Origin of the sequence: Cryobacterium frigoriphilum, assembly GCF_004403305.1 — a bacterium.
Taxonomy (GTDB): Bacteria; Actinomycetota; Actinomycetes; order Actinomycetales; family Microbacteriaceae; genus Cryobacterium; species Cryobacterium frigoriphilum.
Genome location: NZ_SOHE01000016.1, coordinates 76,772 through 103,300 on the forward strand (window position 1 = coordinate 76,772; position 26,529 = coordinate 103,300).

Sequence of the window (26,529 nt, forward strand, 5' to 3'; positions counted from 1 at the left end):
GCCACGATGTGTCTCACGACCCTCATGGCAACTAGCGAACCTGCGCCCGACGCCACCCCACCGACACGGCCACCTTCACCCGTCCCGCGCCACTGGCCGCCCGTGCCCGTACCATTCGACGGTGTCTGACGCTCCGGCAGCCGATTCCGGTCCGGACATGGGGGTGTCAGCGCTGATCTTCCGTCGAATGGTACACACACACGGGCAGAGTTGAGGGCGGGACGGCCTGGGGCCGTCCCGCCCACGCGCGGTGTGTTGTGTGCGGCAGCTGGCGCGGGTTAGGGCACCATGGACGGCAGGTCCGAACCCTTGCTGGCGTTCTTGCGTCGCTGCACGAGACCGCGAAGCGGCGGCAGAATCAGTGCGCTGAGGGCGATCAGCAGCAGGATCACCGCGATCGGGCTCGTGAAGATGGATGCCCAGCCGTCGATGATCAGGGCGCGGCGCAGGTTCGATTCGGCCAGGGGGCCGAGGATAAGCCCGAGTACCGCCGGGCCGGCCGGAAACCCAAAGCGCAGCATGAACAGCCCGACCAGGCTCGCGATCATCATGGTGAACACGTCGAAGACGCTGTTGCTGACCGAGTACGTCCCCACCATGCAGAAGATCAGAATGATGACCCACAAGTACCGGCTGGGCAGTTCAAGCAGCTTCACCATGCCGCGCATGCGCAGCAGGCTGAGCACCAGGGTGAGCACGGTAGCGATCAGCATGATGGTCACGAGTGATGAGATCAGGTCGGGGTTCGTGCTGAACAGGGCCGGTCCGGGTTGAATTCCCCAGATCATCATGGAGCCGATCATGACCGCCATGACGGAGTCCCCAGGCACGCCGAGGGCCATCGTGGTGGCCACGCTGCCGCCGAGTGTGGCGGTGCTGGAGGTGTCCCCGGCGGTGAGTCCCTCGAATGATCCCTTTCCGAACTCTTCCTTGTGCTTCGAGGTCTTCTTGGCGTTGTCCCACGCGATGATGCCGGCAATGTCGCCGCCGACGGCGGGTACGAGGCCAACGACTGAACCGGTCACGGCGCCGATACCCATCGGCTTGGCGAGGCGGCGCATGAGCTGGGCGTCGGGCATCCACTGGCCCATCTGGGTGACGGGCTTGGCGTGATGCTGTTTGTGCCGGGTGATGATCTGGTTGAGTACCTCGGCGACGCCGAAGAAGCCAATGATCACGGCGATGAAGGGGATGCCGCCGTTGAGCTCGAGGATACCGAAGGTGAACCGCGGGTCGCCCGTGATCGGATCGCGGCCCACGGTCGAGAGTACGAGACCGAAGGCTCCCGCAGCGAGACCCTTGATGATGCGGCCCGAGGAGACTCCGACCATCATGGTGAGTCCGAAGACGACCAGGGCGAACATTTCCGGCGGACCGAACTGCATGGCGAAAGCCGACAGCGGAACCGCGGCGATCGCGAGGATCGCGATGCCGAAGATCATGCCGACGGCCGAGCCGAAGGCCGAGGTCGTCAGCGCGAGCCCCGCCTTGCCCTGCAGGGCGAGCGGATATCCGTCAAAGGTCGTCGAGATCGAGGACGGCGTTCCCGGCGTGTTCAGCAGGATCGCCGGCACCCGGTCGCCGAACTGTGCGGCCACATAGATGGTCAGCAGCACGGCAAGGCCCTGTGTGGGCTCCAGCGTCAGCGTGAATCCGCTGGCCAGGGCGATGGCCATGGTGGCCGTGACGCCGGGGAAGGCGCCGACCAGCATGCCGATGCAGATACCGAGAACGATATAGATCAGGGTGTCGGGCTGCAGAACGGCCAAAATGCCGTCGGTGACCGGGGACGCAAGAATGTTGATCATAGGGGAACCCGCAATACCAGAACGAAGAGGATGTGGAGGATGACGGACACGAGGGCGGGGAAAGCGAGCACCGCTTTCCAGCCCCGGGCCCCGTAGAGCGCGGTCAGCGCCAGGGAGACGACGAAGGTGATCAGCCAGAACTGCAGAACGTTCCAGAGCAACACGTAGCCGACCAGCAGCATGGCCGTGGCGCAGAATCTGCTGACGCCCCAGCCGTTGAGCGGATCAGGGATGTCGGCGGGGCGTACGCCCCGCAGCACGTTGACGAAGACGAGCAACGCCCCGAATACGATCAGGCTGTAGCCGAGCATGGACGGCCAGAACGCCGGCCCCAGCTCGACTCCGACCTGGGAATTGATGTCCTGGGCAAAGACCAGAACACCGATTCCGAAACCGATGCAGGTCGCCACGGGAACGAGTTCCCGCAGGCGATACGACCGGCCCGTCACGAGAGCGTCCGACACGGTCGGCAGAGCTGTCGGCTGGCCGACTGACGACTGACTTTCGACTGACGACTGAGCCGTCACGATGATCTCTTTCACGAGTGGATGGCCCTAGTCGCCCTGCGCGAGTTCAATCCACGGGCCGTAGCGTACGGCTTCCTGCTCGATGAAGGTGGACATCTCGGCCGAGTCACGCTGGAACGGCAACTGGTTGGCCGCTTCCATGATCTTGATGTAGGCCGGGTCGTTCACGGCCGTGGCGAGTGCGCTCGAGAGAGCCTGCACGATGTCGTCGGGGGTTCCGGCGGGCGCCATGACGCCGATCCAGGACGCATTCTGCAGGTCGATGCCCTGCTCCTTTGCCGTCGGCACATCGGGGTTGTTCGGGTCGCGCTCGTCCGTCAGCATGGCCAGGTAGCGCAGCTTGCCGGCATCCACCTGAATCTTCTGGTTGCCGATTCCGTCCGTTGAGAAGTCCACGTCACCGGCGGCTGCTCCCGCAACCGCGGGGGCCGAGCCGTCGTAGGGAACGTTCTTCAGTTCGATCCCGGCCAGCTCCTGAAAGCCCTGAACGGTCGAGTCCCAGACGGACCCGACTCCCGGGCTCGAGAAGGTGACGTCGCCCGGGTTGGCTTTCGCGTCGGCGATCAGGTCCTGCAGGCTCTCGTAGGGGCTGTCGACGGGAACCGCGATGGCGCCGGGGCCCGATGACGCCTGGCCGATCGGAATGAAGTCACCCGGATCGACGTCATAGTTCTGGAACTGCAGGATGGCGACCTCGACGCCCATCACGGCCAGGCTGTAGCCGTCGGGATCCTGGTCCTTGAGCCAGTTGTACCCTACGGAGCCGTTGGCGCCGGGCCGGTTCTCGACGATGATGCTCGCGCCCAGGTCGGCCTCGAGCAGCGGAGCCAGGCTGCGTGCGGTCAGATCGCCCGAGCCGCCTGCTGACCAGGGCACGACGAGGCGGATGTCCTGGGATGGATATTCGCCGTCGGCGGCCTGTTGGCCCGAGGCACATCCGGTCAACGCCAATACGGTAACGGCCCCGAGGGCCAGTGAACGAAGCTTGTTTTTCACGCGCTATTCTCCTTCGAATATTGCAGTCATCGACCCTCGAGGGTCGGAAAGTGCGGTGTGTTCTGCTGTGAACCGTCAGCCCGGTGAGGCATTTTGTGCGCTAGACGCACATTTGTGCGTTACCGGGCTGATCACGTAATCTAGCCCACTACGCGGCCCCATCGCAAACGTCACAGGCCGCCAGTCGTGAGCAGTGACGCTCGCGCAGCGGTTCACGATCCGAGAGGCAGAACCATGAGCGCCATCCGAAAATCCTTTTTAGTGGGCCTGATCGGCGAGGGAATTACCCACTCGCTGTCGTCACCGCTGCATGAACGTGAAGCCGAGCACCACGGGTTGAGCTACGTGTATCGACCCGTCGATCTGACGGCCATCCGGCGACCCGCCGAGGATGTCGGCGACATTCTTCACGAAGGCCGTGACCTGGGATTCGATGCCTTCAACATCACCCACCCGTGCAAGCAGCTCGCCCTGCCCTACCTCGATGAGGTGTCAGCGGATGCCCGCCGCCTTGGTGCTGTGAATACAGTTTTGATCAGGGAAAACAAGTTCGTTGGACATAACACCGACCACTCCGGTTTCGGCTCAGCACTCGCCGCCGGTCTGCCCGGTGCCGACCTCGCATCCGTCGTGCAGATCGGGGCAGGGGGAGCAGGGGCGGCCGTCGCTTACGCCCTGCTGAAGGCTGGCGCGATGACACTCACGCTTGTTGACGTGGATGCCTCCCGCGCCGCCGATCTGGCCACCCGGCTGGGGCAACTCTTTGCCGATCGAACGGTTCTCGCCGTGCCTCCGACTGCGCTCGCGACGGTTGTGGCGGCGGCCGATGGTCTCGTCAACGCAACCCCGATCGGCATGCACTCTCACCCGGGATGTCCGATCGACGTGAATCTGCTGCGCGCCGATCTGTGGGTGGCGGACGTCATTTACCGACCGGTGCGCACCGAGCTGGTCGTGGCGGCCGAGGCCGCGGGCTGCCGGGTGCTCGACGGTGGCCACATGGCCGTCGGCCAGGCGGTCGATGCCTTCGAACTCATCACGGGCATCGTGCCGGATGCCGCACGCATGCGGCGCCACTTTCTGGAGCTCATCGCACGCGGGGAGTGACAAGCGTCTAACGTCAAGACGAGCACGTTTCCGGCACGACCTTCCAGCGCACGACTACCCGAGCAGAGGCCCACTATGGCGATGGTTACCACCGATGACCAGTCCGGCCCGGAACGGCCGGACTACTTCGTGCGATCGGCCGAAATGACGCTGGCCGTTTTGCTCGCGTTCACGGCGAACGAGCCACGCCAGACGGTCACGCAAATCGCGGATAAGACCGGCGTCAGCCGGGCGAGGGCGCGGCGCTTTCTGCTGACCCTCACCGATCTCGGGTATCTGCGCAGCGACGGCAAGAGCTTCGAGCTGACTCCGCGAACCATGGACATCGGGGCTTCGTATCTGGCCAACCTCAGCCTGCCGCAGGTTGCCGACGAGCACCTCAAGCGGCTGGCCGTCGAGCTGAACGAGACGACATCGCTGTGCATCCTCGACGGGCCCGACGTGGTGTACGTGGCCAGAATCGCGGCACCGCGGCTGCTCGGGGTCTCCGTGAACGTCGGCACCCGGTTTCCGGCGTGGGCGACGTCCATGGGTCGGGTGCTGCTCGCGAGCCTTCCGGAGGCCGTTCGGGAGAGCTACTTCGCGTCGCTGACGCTGCAGGCCTTCACCGAACACTCCGTGACGAGCATTGACCAGCTGCGAGTCGAGGTTGAGCACGCTGCGGTGCATGGCTGGTCGCTTGTCTCGCAGGAGCTGGACGACGGGTTGCGAGGAGTCGCCGTGCCGGTTCGGCGCGGAACCCAGGTCATCGCCGCCGTCAACGTCTCGCTGCAATCCCACCGGGTGTCGGCGGGCAGCATCGAGGCATCCGTCGTGCCCCTGCTGCAGAAGGCCGCTCTCGCGATCGGTGACGACTTCGGTGGCCGACGAGGTGGCGTGCGTTCATAGCGGGATGCGCTGAGCGACCCCGGTCACAGCCGCGGTCTGGGCCGCCTCGATGAGCGCGAGGGTGGCTGCGGCATCGGACACGGACACGAGTGGCACGGCCTCTCCGCGAACGACCGCGACGAAGTGCCGCAGCTGATTCGTGTAGGAATCACCCGTGCCTGTCGCGTCGAAGCTCAGGCTGAGCGGATGCGTCCAGTCCGCGGCGATGCCGTCTGCTCGTCCTGGGTGGGAAAAGTGAGCCATCTGCGGAAAGGCCAGGGAACCGCGGGTACCGGCGATTGAATAGCAGGACACCGACGGGTTGAAGGGGTAGGTCGGATCGTCCTCGGTGTTCTGGTCCCAGCCCCATGGGGACACGGCGGCGTCGGAGATGAGAAAAGACCCGAGGGCGCCGTTCTCGAACTCAAAGATGACGCTCGCGGTTTCCTCGACCTCGTGGCCGCGCAGGGCGTTGCTCGTCGAGGCCTGAATTGACACGATCTCGCCGCACAGGTGTCGCAGCAGATCGAGGTCGTGCACGAGATTGATCAGCATCACCCCGGCCCCCGCTGACCGGTGCCACCGCTGCTCGAAGTAGGAATCAGGCTTGCGCGTGAGCCAGAGGCCGTTCACGGCCACGATGCGGCCGAGCCCGCCCGAGGCGATCAAACTCCGTGCGGCACTGACCGCCGGGTGGTGACGGCGGTGGTGACCCACCAAAATCGGTGTCGCGCTCGCGGCGGCGGCCGCCGCGAGCAGCCGGGCCTCGGCAAAGTTGATCGCCACCGGCTTCTCGAGCAGCGCGGGGACCCCCGCCGCCAGGCAATCGAGTGCCGTTTCGACGTGGAAGGAGTTCGGGTTGGAGATGATGACCGCGTCGAGTCCGGTCATCGCCAGCAGGGCGTGGTGGTCACTGAAGTGGGGCACGCCGAATTCGTGGGCGGCCGCATCGCTCACCGGGTCCGCACACCCGACGAGCTCGGCCTGTTCCTCCCGCGCGATGATGCGGGCGTGGGTGCGGCCCATCGCCCCGCCGCCGATGATGCCCACCCGCACCGGTGCACGAGCGGATGCTGCGGGTGCCACTATCGGTTCGCTCTCGGTTCGAGCGTGGCTGCGGGGGCCAGCGAGCCGTCGTCCTCGTACCGGGTGACGCCCGCGAGATCACGGCCGGCGATGTAGCCGAAGGTCATCGCCGGGCCCAGGTTGATGCCTCCGGCAGGGTAGTGGCCGCCCATGACATTGGCCTGGTCGTTGCCGGCCACATAGAGCCCCGCGAGCGGAGCGCCGGCGGCATCGAGAACCCGGGAGCGGGCATCCGCTTCGAGGCCGGCAAAGGTGCCGAAGCTGCCGGGGAGAATTTTCACGGCGTAGAACGGACCCTTCGCGAGTGGGGCCAGGGAGGCGTTCGGACCCACGGTGGGGTCGCCGCCGTAGCGGTTGAAGCCGGTTTCGCCGCGTTCGAAGTCGGGATCGACCCCGCGACGAGCGTTGTCGTTGAACCGGGCCACGGTGCCGACCAATGTCGGGGCGTCGATGCCGCATTTTCTCGCGAGTTCCTCGATCGTGCGGCCGCGGATCAGGTATCCGCTGCGCAGATACGGGAACAGCGGCACGGGCAGCGGCTTGGCCATGCCGAGCGGGTAGCGGCGCACGAACGTCGCGTCGGCGATCAGCCAGGACTCGAGAGGCTTGTCGGCCGGCACCGTCTCGACCATCGCCTGCACGTAGTCGTAGTAGCCGTTCGCCTCGTTCACGAAGCGCTTGCCGCTCTGCAGAACGCCGATGCTGCCGGGCTTGGCGCGGTCGGCGATGTGCGGGAAGACGCCGACCCGGCCGCTGCGGTACGGCACGAGGGAGACCGGGCACCAGGCGGCGGGGGAGGCCAGATCGGTTTTGAGGTGCCCGCCGACCGACTCTCCGAGGCTGATGCCGGCACCGTCGGCGGTGGCCGGGGCGAGCGTCCAGTGCTCCCGGCCGGTGGGCGTGTGCGGAAAGTGCTCGGCGCGTCTGGCCACGTCGTTCGGAAATCCGCCGGTCGCGAGCACGACCCCACGGGCGGCCAGAATAGTGCGCTGGCCCGTCGGGGAGTCGACGACGGCCCCGGTGACGCGGCCGGTGTCATCCGTCAGCAGACGCACGGCCGGGGTCGACACGCGAATGTCGACGCCCAGATCATCGGCGGACTTCATGAGCCGCCCGGTGAGCGCGGTGCCGTTGACGAGCTGCATGCCGGTGCGGTGCAGCAGCAGGTCGATCAGGTGAAAGCCGACGCGCCAGCCGGAGTGCACGAGGGATTTCAGGTCGCCGCGAAAGGCGGTGAGGAAGGCGCGCAGGTCGGGACCGGCCATGATGCCCATGCCGAGAAACGAGGTCTCGTAGAGCTGGGGCCGCAGCTTGGCGCGCAGCTGCGGCGAGAAACGGCGGGCGTTGATGGGTTTGGGGGCGACCGAACGGTGGCCGGTGCCGGCGCCCGGGGTCTTGCCGTAGACGTCGTGCACGCTGCTGCCGGGTACGAATTGCAGGGAGGTCTGCGTGTGGAAGAAGCCGACCATGTGCGGGGCGGCCTCGAGGAAGGCGTCGACCTTGTGCTCCTGGTAGGTCGCCCCGAGGCGGTGCCGCAGGTAGGTGCGAAATTCATCCACGCTCTCGTTCACCCCGGCGGCCCGCGCGAGGGGGTTGCCCGGCGTCCACATCCAGCCGCCCGACCACGATGTCGCTCCGCCGCAGACCGCGGCGCGTTCGACGACGATCACGTTGAGGCCGTGGTGGGCACTCGTGACCGCCGCCGACAGCCCGCCGGCCCCTGAACCGATGACGAGCACATCGCACGTGTCGACCGGATGCTCGATGGTGGTCGGATGCTCGGTGCTGGTCGGCGGGGGAGTTCTGTTCTTGTCAGCGTTCGTCACGATGTCTGCCTTCACGTCATTGTTGAGGGGCGTCCCAGAGTATGTAATATCAGCACATAATCATTGATTTGCAAGTATGATTTCGACTATATGGCCCCGTCGGCCCGCGAGGGAAGCGCGCGGCGCAAAATCATCGACGGGAGACTCATGGAACTCAGATGGATCGAAGCCTTTATCGCCGTGGCGGAAGAGCTGCATTTCGGTAGGGCGGCAGAGCGGATGCGCATGGCCCAATCGCCCCTGAGCCAGACGATTCTCAAACTCGAGAAAGACCTCGGCACCTCGCTGTTTGACCGCAATACCCGGACCGTGGCCCTGACCGCTGCCGGCCACGCCTTTCTGCCGCACGCCCGCCGCGTGATCGATGATCTCGATCTCGCCCGCCGCGCCTCCCGTACCGCGACCGCCGGGGTCTACGGCCACGTCAACCTCGGCTTTTCCGGGGCGCTCAATCACCTCACCCTGCCGCCACTGACGCGGGCCGTGCGCGAGCGCTACCCCGATATCTCCCTGACCCTGGTCGATCGGATCGTGACGAGCGATGCCGTGCAACACCTCGGACACGGCACCCTCGACCTGTCGTTCGTCGGCCTGCCCATGAACGCCCCCGGAATCGCAAGTCGGGTCATCTCGAGAGAAGCCCTGGGCGTGACCCTCTACGCCGACCACCGGCTCGCCGGGGAGCGCGACATTCTGCTGTCCGACCTCGCCAACGACGACTTCGTGGCGATGCCGCTGAACCGGGGCTCGGCGAATCGGGAGTCGATGATTCACGCCTGCCTCGACGCCGGATTTCGCCCGAACATCGTGCAGGAGGTCATCGACCCCTTCATGGTGCTCTCCCTGGTCGCCGCCGGTGTCGGGGTGAGCCTGATGCCCGTCGGGGTCTCGTCGATCATTCCCTCGGGAGCGCTCTTCGTGCCGCTGCGAGGAACTCCGCCCATCTTCGAGGCCGGCCTGGCCTGGGCGCCGAGCAACGTGTCGGCCGCCCTGAACATCGTTCTCGCCGTTGCCGAGGAGGTGCTGCCGACCCCCGCGTGAGCTGATCCACGCCGTTTATGCTGCTTTCCGTCTTGGTCATGGTGCCATTTAGTGTTGGACGCCACTCAATCGAACTGGCAGTGTCAGGACCAACACACCAGCAGCGTGGCCGGTTGTCATCGGTCGACCTGTTCATTGACGCCACTTCATTGACGCCACTTCATTGACGCCACGCGGCACCAGGAAACGGACCCCTCACATGGCAACCTTCGCAGTCACCTATCGCTACGGCTCAGACACGGCCCCGGCCCGAGATCAGCACCGTCCCCGACACGTCGATTTTCTCCAGCGACACTTCGACGACAAGCGCCTGCTGCTGAGCGGTCCCTTCGGCGCCGACGAGCAGCCGGGTGCCGAACTGATCTGGACCGCCGCGACCAAGGCCGAACTTGAATCCCTCCTCGACCAGGATCCGTTCAGCGTGAACGGGCTGATCGCCGCACGTGAAATACGCCAGTGGAACATCTTCTTCGGCGCCGCGATGGTGGGCGCCTGATGCTCGCAGCGTGCACCGTCTCCCGCGAGACCATCGAGTACCAGCAGCTGGCCGAACCCGCAATCGCCGCCGCGCATGCCCTCGTTCGGGTGCATCACGTCACCCTGTGCGGCACCGACCTGCACATCTGGGAGGACGACTACGCGACGGAGCTGCCCATCGTGCAGGGGCACGAATTCGTCGGCATCATCGAGGGCCTTCCGGTCGGGGCGCCGGAAGGGTGGGCGATCGGTGATCGGGTAGCGGTATCGCCGGTGTTCTCCTGCGGCACCTGCTACGCCTGCAGCATCGGTCGCACCAACGCCTGTGCGGACATTTCCGTGTACGGCTGTTACGAAGACGGCGCCCTCGTCGAGCTGATCAACGTGCCCTTTGACAAGCTGCACCTGGTTCCTGCCGATCTGCCGCTGCATATCGCCTCACTGTGGGAACCGATGAGTATCGCGATGCAGGCCGTCAACCGGTCGCATCCGGTGCGGGGCGAAAAGGCCGTCGTGCTGGGCTGCGGCCCGATCGGACTGTTGGTCACGCTGTACCTGACCGATCTCGGCGTCGACGTGCTCGCCGCCGACACCCTGACGGGCCGCACCGACTTCGCCCGCCAGTTCGGCGCGCAACAGACGATGCTCGTCGACCCGGCCCGGGACTTTCCCACCGCAGAGCAGACCCCGACCCTTGACACCTTTACTCGCGGGCAGGGCCCGTCGCTTGTGTTTGAGGCCACCGGCATGCCCTCCTCACTCGGCAACGCCCTGCGCATGGTCGCGACGGCGGGCCGGGTCGTTGCCGTCGGCATCTCCGACCGGGAGGTCGCGCTGTCGATGCGCACCGTGCCGGTCAAGGAAATCGACCTGATCGGCAGCCGCAACAGCCTCAACCTCGTCGATGCGAGCCTCGAAATCCTCAGCCGCCACCCCGAGCAGGCCGCTGCCCTGGTGACGCACCGGTTTCCGTTCGAAGACCTCGGCACCGCCTTCGAAACCATGAGGTCCCGCACCGAGCTCGTGGGCAAGGTCGCCATCGACATGCCCGGAGCGCGAGCGTGATCACGACACCGCTGCCCCGGGTGCAGGCCAGCTACGACGTCGTTGTGATCGGCAGCGGGGCGGCCGGGCTGGTCGCCGCCCTGCGCACAGCGGATGCCGGACTGAGCGTGCTCGTGCTCGAGAAGGCCGAGCGTCTGGGCGGCACGAGCGCGATCTCGGGCGGCGTGATGTGGGCACCGGACAGCCACCTGATGCACGACGCCGGGTTCGCGGACTCGGCCGCCGCCGCAGCGGACTATCTGCGGGCGGCGACGAACGGCTCCATGCCGGAGTCGGAGATCGACTGGTACGTCACGCAGGCGCCGCGGGCCGTGCGCTATCTCGCCGACAACACCCGGGTTCGGCAGTTGCCGCTGGCCCGGCCCGATTACCACCTGGAGTGGCCGGGAGCCGCCGCAGCCGGGCGCGGCCTCGACAACGCCGTCTTCGACCCGGCCGAATTTTCCGGCCTCGCCGAGACGATTCGCGAGGCGTCGTACTTTCCCCCCATCAGCATGGGGGAGCGCGACGACCTGCGCGGCGCCCCCATCGATGCCGAGCTGCTGCACGAACGCACCCAGGCCGGAATCCGCACCATGGGCGGCGCGCTCGTCGGATCACTCGTCGCGTCGGCCCTCGACCGCGACATCGATCTCGTGCTGCAGGCTCGCGTGACGGGCCTGCAGCCTGAGGGGGACCGCTGGCGGCTGGTCATCGACGGTGGCGCGCACTCCGTGCACTCGGTGAGCGCCGACCAGTCTGTCAGCGCCGGGCAGGTCGTGATCGCCTCCGGTGGCTTTGAGTGGAACAGGCAGTTGCGTGAGGCGCTGCTGAGCGCGCAGATCACCCCGATCAGCGCCCCGAGCAATGAGGGTGACGGCCTCGTGCTCGGGCTGTCGGTCGGCGCCGGCCTGAGCGACGCCACCTCGATTTGGGGCGTTCCGGTCATCGCTGCCCCCACCCAGAACTACGACGGCCACCCCTCGGGGCGCATGGCGAACGTCGAGATGACGCTTCCGGGGTCGATCACCGTCAACGCACGCGGCCGGCGATTCGTCAACGAGGCCCTGAACTATCACGACCTCACGCGGGTGTTCTCGAACACGAACCCGGCGACCGGCCGCCCCGCGAATTCTCCGGCCTGGCTGATCTTCGACAGCGGGTATCTTGATCGCTACCCCGTCGCGGGGTCGACGCCGGGCCAACCCGAGCCGTGGATGCTCACGGCCGACACTCTCGCCGGGCTCGCCGAACTCTGCTCGATCTCCCCGGAGGGGCTCGTGCAGACCGTCGTTCGCTTCAACGCCGGCGCCGACCTCGGCCGGGACGACGACTTCGGCCGCGGTGCCACCGCGCAGGACCGCTATCTGGGCGACCCGAACAACCTGCCCAATCCCTGCCTCGCACCGCTCGTCTCGGCGCCCTATTATGCCGTTCCGATCCGGGCCGGAGTGCTCGGAACCGCGGGCGGGCTGCGCGCCAACGAGCACGGCCAGGTGCTGACCCACGCCGGAGACCCCATCAGCGGACTCTTTGCCGCGGGCAACTGCTCCGCAACGGTGTTCCACGACGCCTATCCCGGGGGTGGCGCCACCCTCGGGTCCGCCATCACGCGCGCCTTCGCCGTGGGCGAATTTCTCGCCGCTCACTCCACGCACTAATCCACCCTGCGCCATTTCATCCTGCGCCATCCACACCTGAAGGACTGCCATGTCAACGCCGACACAAGCACCACCCGTCACACCAACCTCACCCGTCCCGGCCAACACCAAGGCCCGGCGGGCGGCACTCGCCGCCTTTCTCGGGGGGACGCTCGAGTACTACGACTATTTCATCTACGCCGCCGCATCCGCTCTCATTTTCGGTGAGATCTTCTTCGCCGATTCCGGCACCACCGGCACGATGCTCTCCCTCGCCACCTTCGGTGTGGCCTACGTCGCACGGCCGTTCGGCGCCGTGATCCTCGGCCACTTCGGAGACAAGTACGGGCGCAAGAAGATCCTGATCGTCACGCTCTCGATGATGGGATTCTCGACCTTTCTCATCGGCTGTCTGCCCGACTACGACTCGATCGGGTATTTCGCGCCGATGCTGCTCGTGGTGCTGCGGCTCGCGCAGGGCATCTCCGCCGGCGGTGAAACGGCCGGCGCGAGCTCACTCACCGTGGAACACGCTCCCGCCAACAAGCGCGGCCTGTTTGCGAGCTGGATCATGAACGGCATCTCGGCCGGTCTGATTCTCGCGAGCCTCGTCTTCATTCCGATTGCCGCGATGCCCGACGACGTGCTCTACAGCTGGGGCTGGCGCATCCCGTTCTGGTCGAGCGCCATCGTGCTGCTCGTCGCCTACTTCGTGCGCCGCGCCGTGGAAGAACCGGAAATCTTCGCCGACGTGCAGGTGAACAACGACACCGCCAAGATCCCGATCGTGGCCCTGTTCCGCGATGACTGGCGTGGCGTGCTGCGCCTCGCGGCCTGCTCGCTGTTCACCATGGTCAACGCCATGGTCACCGTCTTCGCCCTCGCCTACGCCACCGGCACCGTCGGACTCGACCGCTCGATGATGCTCGGTGTGGCGGTGGCCTGCAACGTACTCGCCCTCTTCACGCAGCCGTTCTCCGGCTGGCTCTCCGACCGATTCGGGCGCCGCCCGGTGTTCATCGTTGGCTGCCTCGGCTGTGCGGTGTTCATCTTCGCCTACTTCTCGGCCATCGCCACCGGTAACTGGGTACTCATCTTCGGTGCCGGGCTCGTTCTGACCGGCATCTTCTACAGCATGCCCAACGGCATCTACCCGGCCTTCTTCACCGAGATGTTCCACGTGAAGGTGCGCTATACCGGCATGGCCGTCGGCCTGCAGATCGGCCTGGTCTGCGCCGGCTTCACCCCGCTGCTGGCCACGGCCATGGTCGGTGGCGTCGCCGAGAACTGGGCACCGGTCGCCTGGCTCACCGCCATCATCTGCGTGGTCTCGGCGATCGCCGCGTTCACGGCGCGGGAAACCTACCGCACCCCCCTCGCGGAGCTCGGGGTGCGCAAGTCGCACGCCCCGAGCACCGTCCGGGTGCGCTAGGCCACGACCCGTCTCACCCCTGCTTGTCAGCCCCGCCCGTTTCAGCCTGTAAGGAGTCTCACATGACCGCACGACCGATCGGAATTGCCCACCTGACCCTGCTCGACCTCACCCCGCCCGAGATGGTGACGACAGCTGCAGCCGCCGGTTACGATTTCGTGGGCATCCGGGTGAAGGCCGCGACCGCGGGTGAGACCCCGTTCCCGATGGAGCCAGGTTCGGTCATGTCGAAGGAGACCCAGCTGCGACTGGCCGACACGGGCCTCACCGTGCGGGACATCGAGTTTCTGACCCTGGACGCACACGTCACCGCCGACGATTGGCTGCCGGCGCTCGCCGCGGGAGCCGCCCTCGGAGCCAGCACGATCAGCGTCGTTGGCGCGGATCCCGACCGGGGCCGGCTGCTCGCGACGCTCGCGCTGCTCGTCGAGCACGGCAGGGAATTCGGTATTCGGCCCACGCTCGAGCCGATCAGTTACCAGCCGGTTTCGACGGTCGAGGAGGCAGCCGAGCTGGCCAGGGCGACCGGCGCTGCCGTGCTGCTCGACCCGCTGCACATTCAGCGCGGCGGCAACACGGTCGACCAGGTTCGTGCTCTCGAGGCGTCGCTCGTGCCGATCCTGCAGCTCTGCGATGCACCGTTCGACACCCCGGCGCACCTCGACGTGCCGACCTTTCTGCCCCGCGGCATGACGACCAACGGGTCTGTGCTGCAGCTCGAGGCGCGGGCGGTGCGGTTGCCGGCGGGCACCGGCGGCCTGCCGCTGGCCGAGCTGCTCGGCGCGGTCGCGCCAGAGACACCGCTCAGCGTCGAGGTGCCCAACGGTCACCTGCGAGCGACACTGGATGCCCTCAGTTTCGCCCGGCTGAACCGGGAGGCCGTTGACCGGCTTCTCGAATCCCTGACCGTGCCCGCGGTCTAGGGCGATCATGTCGATCACGACGGATGCCGCACCCACCACCACGCTCGTCACGATGCCGCTGCAGCTCGGCCAGGTGCGGCTGAAAAACCGGCTGGTCTCGGCCCCGATGGAACGCAACTACTGCGACACCGAGGGGCACCTCTCCCGGCAATATAAGGAGTACCTGCTGGAGCGCGCGCGGGCCGGTGTCGGGCTGGTTTTCACCGAGGCGACCTATGTGCGCGCCGACGGCAAGGGCCGCACCCATCAGCTCGGCGCCCATGATGACTCCTGCATCGCGCCACTCGCCGACCTGACCGCGGCGATGCACGCCGAGGGTGCCCTCGTGGGCTGTGAACTCAATCACGGCGGGCGCACCGCCCAGAGTCGCATCTCGGGCTCTCCCAATCTGGCTCCGTCGGCAATTCCGTGCGCGATCGCGGGCGGTGAGGTGCCCAAGGAAATGACCGAGGCCGAGGCGCTCGAACTGGTCGAGGCCTACGCCGCGGCGGCCCGGCGCTGTGTGCGCGCCGGAATCGACGTGCTCAGCATTCACGGCGGGCACGGCTACCTCGTTCACCAGTTCATGTCGCCGCTCTACAACCACCGCACGGATGCCTTCGCCGATCCGGTGCACTTTCTCAACCTGGTCATCGAGGCCGTGCGGGCGGCGGCGCCCGGGCTGGCCGTGGGCCTGCGATTCTCGGCGGTGGAAGGCACTCCCGGAGGTCTCGACGCCGACGCGACCTTCGCGATCATCTCTCGTGCCCGGCTGTCTCAGCTCGACTTTCTCGACGTCTCCGCCGGCAGCTATGAGGCCGGGGAGTGGATCGTGCAGTCGGGGGAGTGGCAGCCCGGGTTTCTGCGCGAAGCGGCCGAACGGTATCGCGTATTCGGACTGCCGATCGGCATGGCCGGGCGCATCAACTCACCCGAGGTCGTCGAAGACCTGCTGCAGGCCGGGGCCGTCGACTTCGTGAGTCTCGGGCGCGCCCTGCACGCCGACCCGGACTTTGCCCGCGCCGCCCTGGAGGGTGGCAGCTACCGCCCGTGCATCGCCTGCAACGTCTGCATCGACAATCTGGGCGACGGCCAGGTCGGCTGCACCGTCAACCCGGGCGTCGGCCGCGGCACGGTTCCCGTTCCCCTGCCGCGGGTGCGGCCTGGCGTGTCGGTGCTCGTAGCCGGTGCCGGGCCGGCCGGTCTCACCGCGGCACGCGATCTCGCGATCGCGGGCGCCGCCGTGACGCTCGTCGACCCGGCGAACGACATCGGTGGCCAGATGGCTCTCGCGGCGACGATGCAGTCCACCCCCGACTTTCATCGTTTTCTCGACTGGTCTCGCGCCGAGCTTCAGCGGCTTGGAGTGCGCGTGCAGCTCGGCAGCTCGGTCGACGAGGTGCTGGCCGCGCAGCGGGCGGGCGGGCACGAGCCACAGGGCATTATTCGGGCGACCGGCGGCGAACGACCGGCCGTGCCGCACTCGGGGGGCTCGGCTGCCGGTGCGCCGATGGTGGTCGAGGTTCGAGACTGGCTCCGACGCGGTGAACCCACGCCGCAGGCCTGCACGGTCTGGGGCGCAGACGCGGTGGGAATGTCGGTGGCCGACACGCTCGCGTCGCGTGGGGCATCCGTTTTGCTCGTGGGAAGTGAGACCGAGATCGCGCTCGAATCTGGGCGACGGGCCAAGATTCTCGCCGTTCCCCGGTTGCGTGCCAACCCGCAGGTGCGCATTGTGCTGGGGGCAACCGTCACCGCGATCGAAGCAGACCGGCTGCAGGTCTCGGTCGATGGTGGCGCCCCGCAGTGGCTCGACGCGCCAGGGCCGGTGCTGGTGTCGCACGGGGTGCTGCAGAACGGGGATCTGCACACCGAGGACGGGGTGACGCCCGTGGCCACCGAGGCGTTCGCCGCGAGCAAGCCCGCCGGGTCGCCGTCGACCATTCGCTTCGCCATTCAATCCGGAACGGATGCGGCCCGGCGCCTCGGAGCGCTGCTCGGCTAGCGCTGCTCGGCTCGGGGCAGTGGTTTCCTCCAAAGCCAGTGGTGACAATCCCTAAATGAGGGTAGACCTTTCGTTTCGGGGCCACTATCGGGGCATACCGTCGGCATCTGTGGGTCCGGCGGATGTTATCGATACTGGAGTAGAGCCAATGAAATCGAACAGTCTGAGGTGCGGCACTCTCGCGGCACTGATGTTGAGGGCCGTGTTGCTGGGGGCCCTGTTCACGGCGGGTGGGCTGCTGACCGCGGGCGGGGCATCCGCGGCGCAGCCAGCAGACGTCGACCGCTGGGTCGTGCCGCAGTCGGCCCAGGTCGGCGAATACTGGACGCCCGAGCGCATGCGGGCCGCGCTGCCGGGTGAGGTGCTGGCCGAAGACAGCGTCGCCGCCGAATCGCCGGCGCCGACCGCGCCGCACGCCGGGAAGGCCTCGGCGGTTGCCGCCCAGCCCGCCAGATCCGCATCATCCCGATCGGCATCATCCCGGTCGCACTCCAACCACGGACGCCGGTCCCACGGCGTGCACGCCGCCCGGCCGCCGGCCTCGCTCGATCACATCGGCAAGGTCTTCTTCACCCTGCAGGGCGCCGACTATGTCTGCTCCGGAAACGCCGTCGCCGCGGCCAACGAGAACACCATCGCCACCGCCGGCCACTGCATCAGCGCCGGACCGGGCGAGTACTCCACTCGCCTCATCTTCGTTCCGGCCTACAAGAACGGCGCGGCACCATTTGGCCAGTGGCTCGCGACCGAACTCTACGCGCCGACTCAGTGGACCTCGGGCGGCGACATCAGCTACGACACCGGCTTCGCGGTCGTCGCCCCGCCGGCCGGCTCGACCCTGAGCGACACCGTCGGCGCCTCCGGCGTGGCCTTCAACGACAGCCGCGGCTTGAGCTACACGGCCTACGGCTACCCCGCGATGTCGCCGTTCGACGGCGAAACGCTGCAGACCTGCGGTGGCGGCGCGGCGGCTGACCCTTACGGTCAGACGCAATCGCAGGGTATCCCGTGCAACCTGACCGGCGGCTCGTCTGGCGGCCCGTGGTTCGTGGGTGGCGCCGCGGGCGGGGTGCAGAACTCGGTCAGCAGCTTCGGCTACAGCACCATGACGGGCACCATGTTCGGCCCGTATTGGGGTTCCGTGATCGAGAGTGTGTATGCCGTCGCATCGGAGTGAACCTGACGCGGGCGCCGAGGGGCTTCCTCCAATATTGTTGGTGACTATCCCCAAATAAGGGTAGACAGCTTCATTTCACGTCATGATCAGGCATATACCACCGGCGTTTTTGGGCCCGATGGATGCTGTCGACACTGGAGTGAAACTAATGACAACGAAGCTCAGAACAACGAAGTTCAGGACATCGAATTTCGTTGCACGCAACAAATTGAGGTCCGGCGCCTGCGCTGCCGTGCTGGTGGGAGCCCTGTTCGCGACCGGCGGTCTGCTGGCGGCGGGCGGGGCATCCGCTGCCGATGGCGCGACCGGCTCGCCCGAGACGAGCGACGTTGAACGCTGGGTCGTTCCGCAGACCCTGCAGGGCGGCGAGTACTGGACGCCGGAGCGGATGCGGGCGGCGACGCCGGGCGATGTTCTCGTGCGCGACAACGTCGCTGCCGAATCCGGGGCCGCCGCTTCGAAGTCGCCGGCCGGCGGATCGCCGTCTGAGGTGCCGGCCCAGTCCGCCGACCGCCAGGTCGCGCCCGCTGCGGCGCAGGAGGCCCCGATCGACCACATCGGTAAGGTCTTCTTCACCCTGCAGGGCACCGACTACGTGTGCTCGGGCAACGCGATTGCCGCCGCGAACGAGAACACGATCGCGACCGCCGGTCACTGCCTCAATGCCGGACCAGGCGCCTTCGCCTCGCGCCTGACCTTTGTGCCCGCGTATGAGAACGGCGCCGCACCCTTCGGCCAGTGGGACGCGACCGAACTCTACGCCCCGACGCAGTGGAGCTCGGGCGGCGACATTACCTATGACACCGGCTTCGCCATTGTTGCTTCCCCAACCGGCTCGACGCTGAGCGACACGGTTGGCGCATCGGGGGCGTCGTTCAACAGCGGTCGAGGCCTGAACTACACCGCCTACGGCTACCCGGCCGGGGCGCCGTTCAACGGTGAAACCCTGCAGTCCTGCACGGGCAGCGCGACCGCCGATCCGTATGGCCAAAGCGAGTCGCAGGGCATTCCCTGCGACATGACCGGGGGATCCTCCGGCGGCCCGTGGTTTGTCGGCGGCGGTGCCGGCGGTCTGCAGAATTCCGTGAACAGCTTCGGCTACAACAACGTGCCCGACACCATGTTCGGCCCGTACTGGGGCTCCGTGATCGAGAACGTGTATGACGCCGCGTCCGCCTGAGAACGACCCTGAGTGTGGCCGCCGGGTCGAACCTGACCCGGCGGTTGCGCGGCATCGCATCGAAGCGGATGCCGACGACGCAGCCCCCTGGGACGTGTCGCGGATGCGCGCGGCCGTTCCCCGCGAGCTGCGCCGCGATCCACCCGTGGAATCTGGCTAGTTCGTGCGGCCGAGTTGCTCGACGATGGCGCCCCAGCAGCCCGCATCCTGCCAGCGGTAGTCGGCGCCGCCACCGGTCTCGCCATCCAGAGCGAAGGTCCAGGCAGCGGCATCAGTCGCCGAGAGGTTCAGCGGCATCGCGGCAGGCGAGTGGTCTTCGCGGTCATAGGCCGGGTTCCACCACTCGAAGTAGAGGTAATCGTGCCCCTCGGCGGCCATGCACTCGCGCACGAGCTGCTGTTGCATCAGCCAGCTTTGGCGCGGTGTGAGGGCGGCGCCGGACTCCGCTGCGTCGGCCTCGGTTTCGGTGGCCGGGGTTTCGGCCGGGGCCTGGTCGGTAGGCGCGGTCGTGGTCGGCGCGGTCTCGGTCGGCTCGGCGGCGGATGCCGCGGTGTTGGTGGGAGTGTCGACGCTCGGCGCGGTGGACTCCGGGGCCGGCGTCGTCGATGGGCCGGCCGAGCCCGCCTCGCCGGTCGTGGAGTTTTCGCTCGTGAGGGTGGTGTCGGGCGTCGCGGACTCGTCGGCGGGTGCGCCGAGCGGCAGCAGCGCGACGGCTGCGGCCAGAAGTCCGGCGGTCGTCAGACCGGCGGTCGTCAGGGCAATCGTCTTGAGGGTGCGGTTCTTTCCGAGGTTCAGGTGCAGCATCAGTGGCTCCTTCGATCAGTGCGTGGTGTCGCCGGTGACGTGCAGCGCGTAGCCGGAGCATCCGTTTGTCTGCCAGTCCGAACCGGGATTGAGCAGGTCGTCGCCGTAGAGGGCCTGCAGCCAGGCCTGCTTCTGCGCGAAGTCCTGACGCAGCGGCTGCGGACCCTCATCGAGCCGCCAGTCCCACTCGAGGTACTCGAAGCCCTGCTCGGTCATGCACTGCCGAATCACGCCCTGCAGGGCGTACCAGGTCGTCATCTCGGCGTCGGTGACGAAGGCGGGATCGCTCGGCTCGAGGTAGGGGTTGTAGTCGGCCGACAGCGGATCGAGGGCGACCGGGGTCGGTGCGGCGACCGGAGCCGGCTCGATCGGTGCATCCGGTGCCGGGGTCGGCGTGCTGGTCGGTGTGATGCCGGACGTGACGAAGGCCTGGGACGTGCCGGCCGGTTCGATCGCGTCGATCGTCTCCGACATGGACGCGCCCAGGTACAGGGTGAGCCCGCCAATCAGTAGTGATCCCGCGGTGATTCCGGCCATGAAGGCCGCTGTGCTCCTGCGCATTGTTCCTCCGAAGATGTTTTGTGTCGCTGTGCAAAATCTATAGGAAGATAGGTGCTTTTAGCAAGCGGATGGGCGAGCGTAAGATAGCGGGAGTGAATGAGACCCTGCCCCCGTGCCCGAAATGCTCCAGCGACCTGACCTACGAAATGGGCGCCCTGCTCGTGTGCCCCCTGTGCGCACACGAATGGAATGACGAGCCCGCCGAAGAGGTTCAGGAATCCGTCATCAAAGATGCTTTCGGCACCGTGCTGACCGACGGCGACACCGTCAGCGTGATCAAGGACCTGAAGTTCAAGGGCAGTTCGACCGCGATCAAGGTCGGCACCAAGGTGCGCAACATTCGCCTCGTCGAGGATGCCGTCGACGGCCACGACATCGACTGCAAGGTCGACGGATTCGGTGCGATGCAGCTCAAGTCCAGCGTCGTCAAAAAGGTCTAAGTACGAGTTCGATGGCTGACCCGACTGCATCGACCCCGATCGACCTGACGGTCTCGGGTTCCGTGCGGCGCCGCCCACGCCGTGAAAACGTGCGGGCGGCGCTGCTCGTCGCGGCCGTCGAGGTCTTTACCCAGACCGGTTACCTGGCGGCGCGGCTCGACGTGATCGCCGAGCGCGCCGGCTACACCAAGGGCGCCATCTACTCCAACTTCGGCTCCAAGCAGGAACTCTTCGCGAGCCTGCTCGCCGAACGGCTGGCCGGAATCACCGCCGATTTTCTCGCCGGCTCCGGCGATTTCTCCACCTTTCGCGAACTCGTGGACTATTCGGCCGCGCGGCTGACCGACGAGGTTATTCGCGAACAGGCCTGGCACGCGCTCGTCGTCGAGTTCACGATTCAGGCCGGCCGTGACCCCGAGGTGGGTTCGGCCTTTCGGGCGCAGCGTCGCAATCGCCGCGATGTTCTCGCCGCCGCGATCGCCGACCGGGCGGCGCCCTTCGGCGGCCCGGCGAACCCGGCCGACTACAGCGTCTTCGCGATGATGCTGCTCGCGACCGTGAACGGCCTCGCGATCGAGGTCGCGGCCGATCCGGAGGGCGTCACGCGGGAGCAGATCCAGGGCAGCCTCGCCGCCGTGCTGATGGCCGCGCTCGCCCTCAACTCGCGCGGGCCTGCTGCGCCCTAGTCGGCTGCGCCTCGACCGGCTGCGCGTCAACCCGCTGCGCCGTGCGGGGCCGCGAGGCGCGAGGCCGCGCCCACCCGAAGCCGGCGAGCGAGACCGCGAGCACCGCGGCCAGCACGAGCGCCCCGGCCGGAGCGAGCACGACCCACGGCGCCCGCTCGGCGTAGCCGATGCCCTCCGCAAGAACCAAACCCCACTCCGGTGTGGGCTGGTCGGTGCCGAGGCCGAGAAAACCGAGCGCCGCGAGCGTCAGCGCGACACCGGGCAACCGCAGCATCGCGTGTCGAAACACCGGCCCGATCACGGTCGGAACGATGTAGCGCAGCAGGATTCGGGCCCGCCCCACGCCCAGAACCGGCAGGATTCCGATGTGCGGCTGTGCGCGCGCCTCCAGCACGAGCGCCCCCGTGTGTGCGGCGAGCGGCGCCCAGCTGACCAGGGCCACCGCGATCGCCGCTCCGACGATGGAGGGTCCCCATAGCGCCGTGACCACGATCCCCGCGAGGATCGGCGGCGCCGCATTCGTGACCTCGAGCGGTCCGATCGACGCGTGCGGAAACAGCCCGACCACGACCCCCACGACCACGCAGACGAGCACCACCACGAGCGCGGTGCCGAGGGTGATGACCGCCCCATGGCCCAGGCGCCCGAGCAGGTCGCGACCGCTCGCATCCGCCCCGAAGGGCAGCAGCCACGACGGCGGCGCCAGGCGGGCATGCTCGCTCGTAAACGGATCGCGCAGCAGCCCGGTGCCGATGATGAGCAGCAGAAGCAGCGCCGACCCGGCCGGCACGATGGCATCGCGACGGCGCGACGGCACCCGGGTCTCGGGCACGGGCAGTGAACCGAGCCGCAGCGCCGGGCCGAGCAGCACGCGGCGCAGCAGTCCGACGGCCCCGCCCACGACGACGGCGACCCCGAGCAGGGCCAGGATTCCGGCCTGCAGGGCGGGAATGTCCTGCGAGCTGGCCGCCCCGAGGGTGGCCCGGCCGAGTCCGGGAATCGCGAAGATCTGCTCGACCGCGACGGCGCCGCCGGTGAGCCCGATGAGCACGAGCCCGATCTGACCGAGCACCGACGGCAGCGCCCGCCGCAGCACCGCCGCCACGGTACGCCAGGTCGGAAACCCCGCCATCGCCCAGGTCAGCACCCACCGCTCGGCGAAGGCCCCGGCGATCGCGTCCGACAGCAGTCGGCCGATCAGGCCGCCCGCGGGAACGCCGAGCGCGAGGGCGGGCAGCACAGCGTACTGGATGCCCGTCCACCCGTAGGGCGGAAACCAGCGCAGCCAGACGGCACAGATGATGAGCAGCGCCGCAGCGAGCAGAAACTCGGGCAGCGCCGTGAGCGTCGCTGCGATCGCCCCGGCACCGCGGGCGCGCCGGCCCCGCAGGCCGGCGCGCACGGTCGGCAGGCACAGCAGGGTCGCAACGACCGTGGCGACGAGAATCGCGAACCCCATCAGGGTCAACGAGACGCCGAGCGCGTCGAGTGTGCCCGGCAGCACCGGGCGGTTGCTGATCCAGGACGTTCCGAAATCGCCGCGCAGCACGCCACCGACCCAGTCCGCGAAGACCATGAACGGCCCGCGATTCAGGCCGAGTTCGGCGCGCACGGCCTCGAGGTTCGCCGGCGTGACCTCGAGATCGGCGTAGCGTGCCCGCAGAATCGTGTACTCGGGGCTGCGGCCGGAGAGCCACGGCAGCATGCCGACGAGCAGCACGACCGCCGAGATCGCGGTGACCCGCGACCCGGCGACGAGTGCGCCGGCGCGCAGCACCCCGGCCCGGCCTCGGGCCATTAGCGTGTCACGCGCGTCTCATTCGTGATCAGGGCACGCTCGCGCGGGTCACGCACGGCCCCGGTCACGCCGACACCCTCGCCCTGGATGACTCGTTCGTGCAGCAGGGGGATGGCCGCGTCCCGGGCGAGAATCATGGCCTCGGCCTGCATGATGGCGGCTCGGCGCTCGGCACCCGCCGGGATGGCCGCGGCCGCGTCGAGCGCGGCGTCGACCTCGGCAGCGCAGAGCTGCGAGATGGCGAACGAGCCCGCGCAGGCGAAGTCGCTGTACAGGTAGGCCACCGGATCGCCCGAATCGAGCACGGTGGCGCGGGACAGGATGAACGCGTCGAAGGCGCCGTCGAGGGCATCCGCTTCGATGTACTGGTACTCGCGCACGTCCTGTTCCACAATGAAGCCCACGGCCTCGAGCTGCTGTTCGAGCTGCACGGCGACTTCGGGCAGTTCGGCCCGGTCGGTAAAGGTGCCGAGCGAGATGCGCACGCCGTCGACGGCCGCGGCATCCGCTCGCCCGGCCAGGATGCGCGAATATGCGGCCGCGTCTCGTTCGGCGGCGGCCCAGTCGAGCGCCGGGCCGAGCAGGCCGTCGGCCTCGTCGGCCCGATTCTCGTAGACGAGCCGGGCGATCGCCGCGTTGTCGAGCGCGACCCGGGCCGCGGCGCGCACGGCGGGGTCGGCGAACGGGCCGGACTCGGTATTCAGGTAGAGCGTGTTGGTGCGCGGCATCGGCACCTCGTAAATAAGGTCGTTGTCGATCTGGGCGACCTGCCCGACCGGGATGGCCTCCACGATGTCGGCGGTTCGGGTGCGCAGCGCCGCGGCGCGCGCGGTACCGTCGGGCACGAACTGCACGTCGATGCCGCTCGAGACGGCGGGCGTGCCCCAATAATCGTCATAGCGGTTGAGGGTGGCGCCGCTCGTGCCGTCGACGGCGGCGAGCACAAACGGGCCGGTGCCCGCGTTGACCGGGTCGACCACTCCATCGTCGCCGTAGGCGGCGGCGGCAAGAATCGTCAGCTGCGGGCTCGACAGCCGCTGCGGAATCAGCGGGTCCTCCGTCACGGTCGTCACGGTGACGACGTCGCCGTCGGCCGTGACCGTCAGGTCGACGCCGTCGAGAATGCGCGGCTTCGGGCTCGCGGTCGCAGCGTAGGTCAAAGACGCGGCGACCTGCTCGCCGGTCAGCGCGGTGCCATCGTGAAAGGTCACATCCGAGCGGATGTCGAAGCGCCAGTTCTGCGCATCGACCCGCTGCCAGTCGGTGGCCAGCGCGGGCTGCGCGTCGCCGAGGTCGTCGAGCGTGACGAGGGTCTCGCCGGTGCTCCAGCGGGAGAGTTTGAAGGCGTCGTCGCTGAGCGGTGACAGCCCGCTGCGCGGCGGCTGCAGCATGGCGAGCCGGATGCGGTCGCCCGAGTCGCCGGCGCCGCCCGTCACTGAGGCGGCGCTGTCTGAAAAACAGCCCGAGAACAGGAGGGTGGTCGCGGTGGCCAGGCCGAGGCCAATGAGTATGCGCTGAAGTGTGCTGACAATTCTGCGGTGCATGAGGTCCTTAAGAGCGGGGCGATTTGAGCCGGGGGATGGCGTCAACGAGGGCGCGGGTGGCTTCGTGTTCGGGGGCGGCGAGCAGTCGGTCGGTCGGCCCCTGTTCCACGATGCGACCCTCACTCAGCACGAGACTGCGGGCGCAGAGCCGGCCGACGGCATCCAGGTCGTGGGAGACGAAGACCAGTCCGAGCGAGCGGTCTCGGGCCAGCGCCTCGAGCAGGGCGAGAATCTGGTTGCGCATCGGCAGGTCGAGACCGCTCACCGGCTCGTCGGCGAGCAGAAAATCGGGGCCGGCCACGATGCCGCGGGCGAGGGCCACGCGCTGGGCCTGGCCGCCACTGAGCTCACGCGGGCGTTTGGTGGCGAGCGACCCGCACAGGCCGACGCTGTCGAGAGCCTCCCGCACGAGCGCGCGGTGGTCGCCGGGGACGCCGAGGCGCGCGAGGGGTTCCCGCACGAGCTGCTCGACGGTCATGCGTGGTTCGAGGCTCGCGGCCGGGTCCTGCGGGATGTACTGAACGCGGCGCCGAAACCAGCGCAGCGACCGCGTGTTGCCTGCCTGCACCGGAGTGTCTCCGAGGTGCAGGCCGCCGCGAGTGGGGGTTTCCAAGGCCAGCAGCACGCGCAGCAGCGTGGACTTGCCCGATCCGGACTGGCCCACGAGACCCACGGTGTCTCCGCGCGCGAGCGTGCAGGAGACATCCGTCAGTGCCGCGACCCTGCCGCGACGGCCGAACGGCCCCGGTGCCGGGGTGGAATAGGCGTGGCTCAGGCCCGTCGCCCGCAGCTCATTGATCACGCGCAGGCCAGCGATCGGGGAGCGGCCGATGCCACGAGCGCCCGAGCATACTCGTGGCCGGGTCGTTCGATCAGATCGTGCATGGCGGCCTGTTCCACAACGCGCCCGTGCTGCAGCACGACGGCGCGGTCGCAGAGTGAGGCGGCCACGGCCAGATCATGCGTGATGAACAGGATGGCGGCCCGCTCGGCGTCGCCGTAGTCGCGCAGCACGTCGAGCACCCTGGCCTGGTTGACCACGTCGAGGGCCGTCGTGGGTTCGTCGGCGATGAGCAGTCGGGCGCGGCAGGCGAGCGCGAGCGCGATGCACACCCGCTGGAGTTGTCCGCCCGAGAGCTGGGCTGCATACCCCGCCATCGTGCGCGGTGGGTCGTCAATGCCGACGGATGCCAGCAGCTCGGCCACGCAGGCGCGGGCCGCTCTGGCGCCGAGTTCGTGGTGGCGCCGCACCGCAAGCGTGAGCTGTGCCGCGATTGTCACGAGCGGGTTCAGGGCGCTGCGTGAGTCCTGATACACCGCGGCAATGCCCATCGCGGTGCGACGTGCTGCCGTCGAACCCACGTCGACGGGCACTCCGAACAGCGTGAGGCTGCCGCTTGCCCGAAACTCCGGCCCGAGCGAACCGAGCACGGCCGCCGCGGTGAGCGATTTGCCGGAGCCGGAGGCGCCGAGCAGGGCGACCCGCTCGCCCGGGTCGACGGTGAGGTCGATGCCGTGCACGAGGAACTTGCCACGCACCGAGACGGTCAGGTTGCGCAGGGCCAGGGCGGGTGGCATCGA

At 68.0% G+C, this 26,529-nt stretch carries 25 protein-coding genes; 14 read left to right on the top strand and 11 right to left on the bottom strand.

Annotated features, from left to right (window positions below; genetic code table 11):
• Positions 1-278 precede the first annotated feature (278 nt).
• The 3 genes from E3T55_RS03250 to E3T55_RS03260 all read right to left on the bottom strand — a co-directional run bounded on the left by E3T55_RS03250 (position 279) and on the right by E3T55_RS03260 (position 3,331).
• The gene (locus E3T55_RS03250) at positions 279-1,808 is read right to left on the bottom strand and encodes a tripartite tricarboxylate transporter permease (RefSeq protein WP_134518139.1); all 1,530 of its coding nucleotides are present in this window, start codon (positions 1,806-1,808) and stop codon (positions 279-281) included.
• Positions 1,805-2,272: a tripartite tricarboxylate transporter TctB family protein gene (locus tag E3T55_RS03255; protein ID WP_166791659.1), complete on the bottom strand. Its 468-nt coding sequence runs from the start codon at positions 2,270-2,272 to the stop codon at positions 1,805-1,807. Before E3T55_RS03255 ends, E3T55_RS03250 begins: the two co-directional genes overlap by 4 nt.
• A gap of 90 nt (positions 2,273-2,362) precedes the next feature.
• Entirely contained in the window at positions 2,363-3,331 is a 969-nt protein-coding gene (locus E3T55_RS03260) for a Bug family tripartite tricarboxylate transporter substrate binding protein (protein WP_134518141.1), read from the bottom strand.
• Between the two features lie 234 nt (positions 3,332-3,565).
• On the opposite strand from E3T55_RS03260, the gene E3T55_RS03265 reads away from it, so the two are divergent.
• Together E3T55_RS03265 and E3T55_RS03270 are read left to right on the top strand one after the other, a co-directional pair.
• A complete protein-coding gene (locus tag E3T55_RS03265) occupies positions 3,566-4,438 on the top strand; it encodes a shikimate dehydrogenase (protein WP_134518142.1) in 873 nt (290 codons plus the stop codon).
• 81 nt (positions 4,439-4,519) lie between these two features.
• Positions 4,520-5,326: an IclR family transcriptional regulator domain-containing protein gene (locus E3T55_RS03270; RefSeq protein WP_134518143.1), complete on the top strand. Its 807-nt coding sequence runs from the start codon at positions 4,520-4,522 to the stop codon at positions 5,324-5,326.
• Here E3T55_RS03270 and E3T55_RS03275 read toward each other — a convergent pair.
• Together E3T55_RS03275 and E3T55_RS03280 are read right to left on the bottom strand one after the other, a co-directional pair.
• On the bottom strand, positions 5,321-6,391 hold the full coding sequence (locus E3T55_RS03275) for a Gfo/Idh/MocA family protein (RefSeq protein ID WP_198418504.1): 1,071 nt from the start codon (positions 6,389-6,391) through the stop codon (positions 5,321-5,323). The two genes, E3T55_RS03270 and E3T55_RS03275, sit on opposite strands and share 6 nt — an antisense overlap.
• Entirely contained in the window at positions 6,391-8,217 is a 1,827-nt protein-coding gene (locus E3T55_RS03280; protein WP_241992827.1) for an FAD-dependent oxidoreductase, read from the bottom strand. Before E3T55_RS03280 ends, E3T55_RS03275 begins: the two co-directional genes overlap by 1 nt.
• 147 nt (positions 8,218-8,364) lie before the next feature.
• On the opposite strand from E3T55_RS03280, the gene E3T55_RS03285 reads away from it, so the two are divergent.
• From E3T55_RS03285 to E3T55_RS03330, 10 genes are all read left to right on the top strand, one after another.
• Positions 8,365-9,258, top strand: a complete 894-nt coding sequence (locus tag E3T55_RS03285; protein WP_134518144.1) for a LysR substrate-binding domain-containing protein — start codon at positions 8,365-8,367, stop codon at positions 9,256-9,258.
• Positions 9,259-9,457: 199 nt separating this feature from the next.
• On the top strand, positions 9,458-9,754 hold the full coding sequence (locus tag E3T55_RS03290; protein ID WP_134518145.1) for a YciI family protein: 297 nt from the start codon (positions 9,458-9,460) through the stop codon (positions 9,752-9,754).
• Positions 9,715-10,800 (top strand): alcohol dehydrogenase catalytic domain-containing protein, encoded by a 1,086-nt coding sequence (locus tag E3T55_RS03295; RefSeq protein WP_198418505.1) that lies wholly within the window; start codon positions 9,715-9,717, stop codon positions 10,798-10,800. The genes E3T55_RS03290 and E3T55_RS03295 overlap by 40 nt, the downstream gene beginning before the upstream one ends.
• Positions 10,797-12,440, top strand: a complete 1,644-nt coding sequence (locus E3T55_RS03300; RefSeq protein WP_134518146.1) for an FAD-dependent oxidoreductase — start codon at positions 10,797-10,799, stop codon at positions 12,438-12,440. Before E3T55_RS03295 ends, E3T55_RS03300 begins: the two co-directional genes overlap by 4 nt.
• A gap of 49 nt (positions 12,441-12,489) precedes the next feature.
• A complete protein-coding gene (locus E3T55_RS03305; protein WP_134518147.1) occupies positions 12,490-13,851 on the top strand; it encodes an MFS transporter in 1,362 nt (453 codons plus the stop codon).
• A 62-nt stretch (positions 13,852-13,913) separates the two neighbouring features.
• Positions 13,914-14,774 carry a sugar phosphate isomerase/epimerase family protein gene (locus E3T55_RS03310; protein WP_134518148.1) on the top strand — a complete coding sequence of 287 codons (861 nt, stop codon included), beginning with the start codon at positions 13,914-13,916 and terminating at the stop codon, positions 14,772-14,774.
• 7 nt (positions 14,775-14,781) lie between these two features.
• A complete protein-coding gene (locus E3T55_RS03315) occupies positions 14,782-16,758 on the top strand; it encodes an oxidoreductase (RefSeq protein WP_134518149.1) in 1,977 nt (658 codons plus the stop codon).
• A gap of 148 nt (positions 16,759-16,906) precedes the next feature.
• Complete coding sequence (locus tag E3T55_RS03320; RefSeq protein WP_241992828.1) at positions 16,907-17,935, top strand: trypsin-like serine peptidase; 1,029 nt, start codon at positions 16,907-16,909, stop codon at positions 17,933-17,935.
• Positions 17,936-18,083: 148 nt separating this feature from the next.
• Complete coding sequence (locus tag E3T55_RS03325) at positions 18,084-19,115, top strand: trypsin-like serine peptidase (protein ID WP_241992829.1); 1,032 nt, start codon at positions 18,084-18,086, stop codon at positions 19,113-19,115.
• Positions 19,096-19,275 (top strand): hypothetical protein, encoded by a 180-nt coding sequence (locus tag E3T55_RS03330; RefSeq protein ID WP_134518150.1) that lies wholly within the window; start codon positions 19,096-19,098, stop codon positions 19,273-19,275. Before E3T55_RS03325 ends, E3T55_RS03330 begins: the two co-directional genes overlap by 20 nt.
• Here the strand turns inward: E3T55_RS03330 and E3T55_RS03335 are convergent.
• Together E3T55_RS03335 and E3T55_RS03340 are read right to left on the bottom strand one after the other, a co-directional pair.
• Positions 19,272-19,919, bottom strand: coding sequence for a hypothetical protein (locus E3T55_RS03335; protein ID WP_134518151.1), 648 nt, complete (start codon positions 19,917-19,919; stop codon positions 19,272-19,274). The two genes, E3T55_RS03330 and E3T55_RS03335, sit on opposite strands and share 4 nt — an antisense overlap.
• A gap of 15 nt (positions 19,920-19,934) precedes the next feature.
• Complete coding sequence (locus E3T55_RS03340) at positions 19,935-20,480, bottom strand: hypothetical protein (RefSeq protein ID WP_134518152.1); 546 nt, start codon at positions 20,478-20,480, stop codon at positions 19,935-19,937.
• A gap of 92 nt (positions 20,481-20,572) precedes the next feature.
• Between E3T55_RS03340 and E3T55_RS03345 the strand changes: the two genes are divergently transcribed.
• Together E3T55_RS03345 and E3T55_RS03350 are read left to right on the top strand one after the other, a co-directional pair.
• Positions 20,573-20,920 carry a zinc ribbon domain-containing protein YjdM gene (locus E3T55_RS03345; protein WP_277613482.1) on the top strand — a complete coding sequence of 116 codons (348 nt, stop codon included), beginning with the start codon at positions 20,573-20,575 and terminating at the stop codon, positions 20,918-20,920.
• A gap of 11 nt (positions 20,921-20,931) precedes the next feature.
• Positions 20,932-21,606, top strand: coding sequence for a TetR/AcrR family transcriptional regulator (locus tag E3T55_RS03350; protein WP_134518154.1), 675 nt, complete (start codon positions 20,932-20,934; stop codon positions 21,604-21,606).
• Here E3T55_RS03350 and E3T55_RS03355 read toward each other — a convergent pair.
• The 4 genes from E3T55_RS03355 to E3T55_RS03370 are packed head-to-tail and all read right to left on the bottom strand — an operon-like array spanning position 21,578 to position 26,526.
• Positions 21,578-23,404, bottom strand: coding sequence for an ABC transporter permease subunit (locus tag E3T55_RS03355; RefSeq protein WP_134518155.1), 1,827 nt, complete (start codon positions 23,402-23,404; stop codon positions 21,578-21,580). The two genes, E3T55_RS03350 and E3T55_RS03355, sit on opposite strands and share 29 nt — an antisense overlap.
• Entirely contained in the window at positions 23,404-24,948 is a 1,545-nt protein-coding gene (locus tag E3T55_RS03360; RefSeq protein WP_134518156.1) for an ABC transporter substrate-binding protein, read from the bottom strand. Before E3T55_RS03360 ends, E3T55_RS03355 begins: the two co-directional genes overlap by 1 nt.
• A gap of 7 nt (positions 24,949-24,955) precedes the next feature.
• Positions 24,956-25,750 carry an ABC transporter ATP-binding protein gene (locus tag E3T55_RS03365; protein WP_134518157.1) on the bottom strand — a complete coding sequence of 265 codons (795 nt, stop codon included), beginning with the start codon at positions 25,748-25,750 and terminating at the stop codon, positions 24,956-24,958.
• Positions 25,747-26,526: an ATP-binding cassette domain-containing protein gene (locus E3T55_RS03370; RefSeq protein WP_134518158.1), complete on the bottom strand. Its 780-nt coding sequence runs from the start codon at positions 26,524-26,526 to the stop codon at positions 25,747-25,749. The genes E3T55_RS03365 and E3T55_RS03370 overlap by 4 nt, the downstream gene beginning before the upstream one ends.
• Positions 26,527-26,529: the final 3 nt, after the last annotated feature.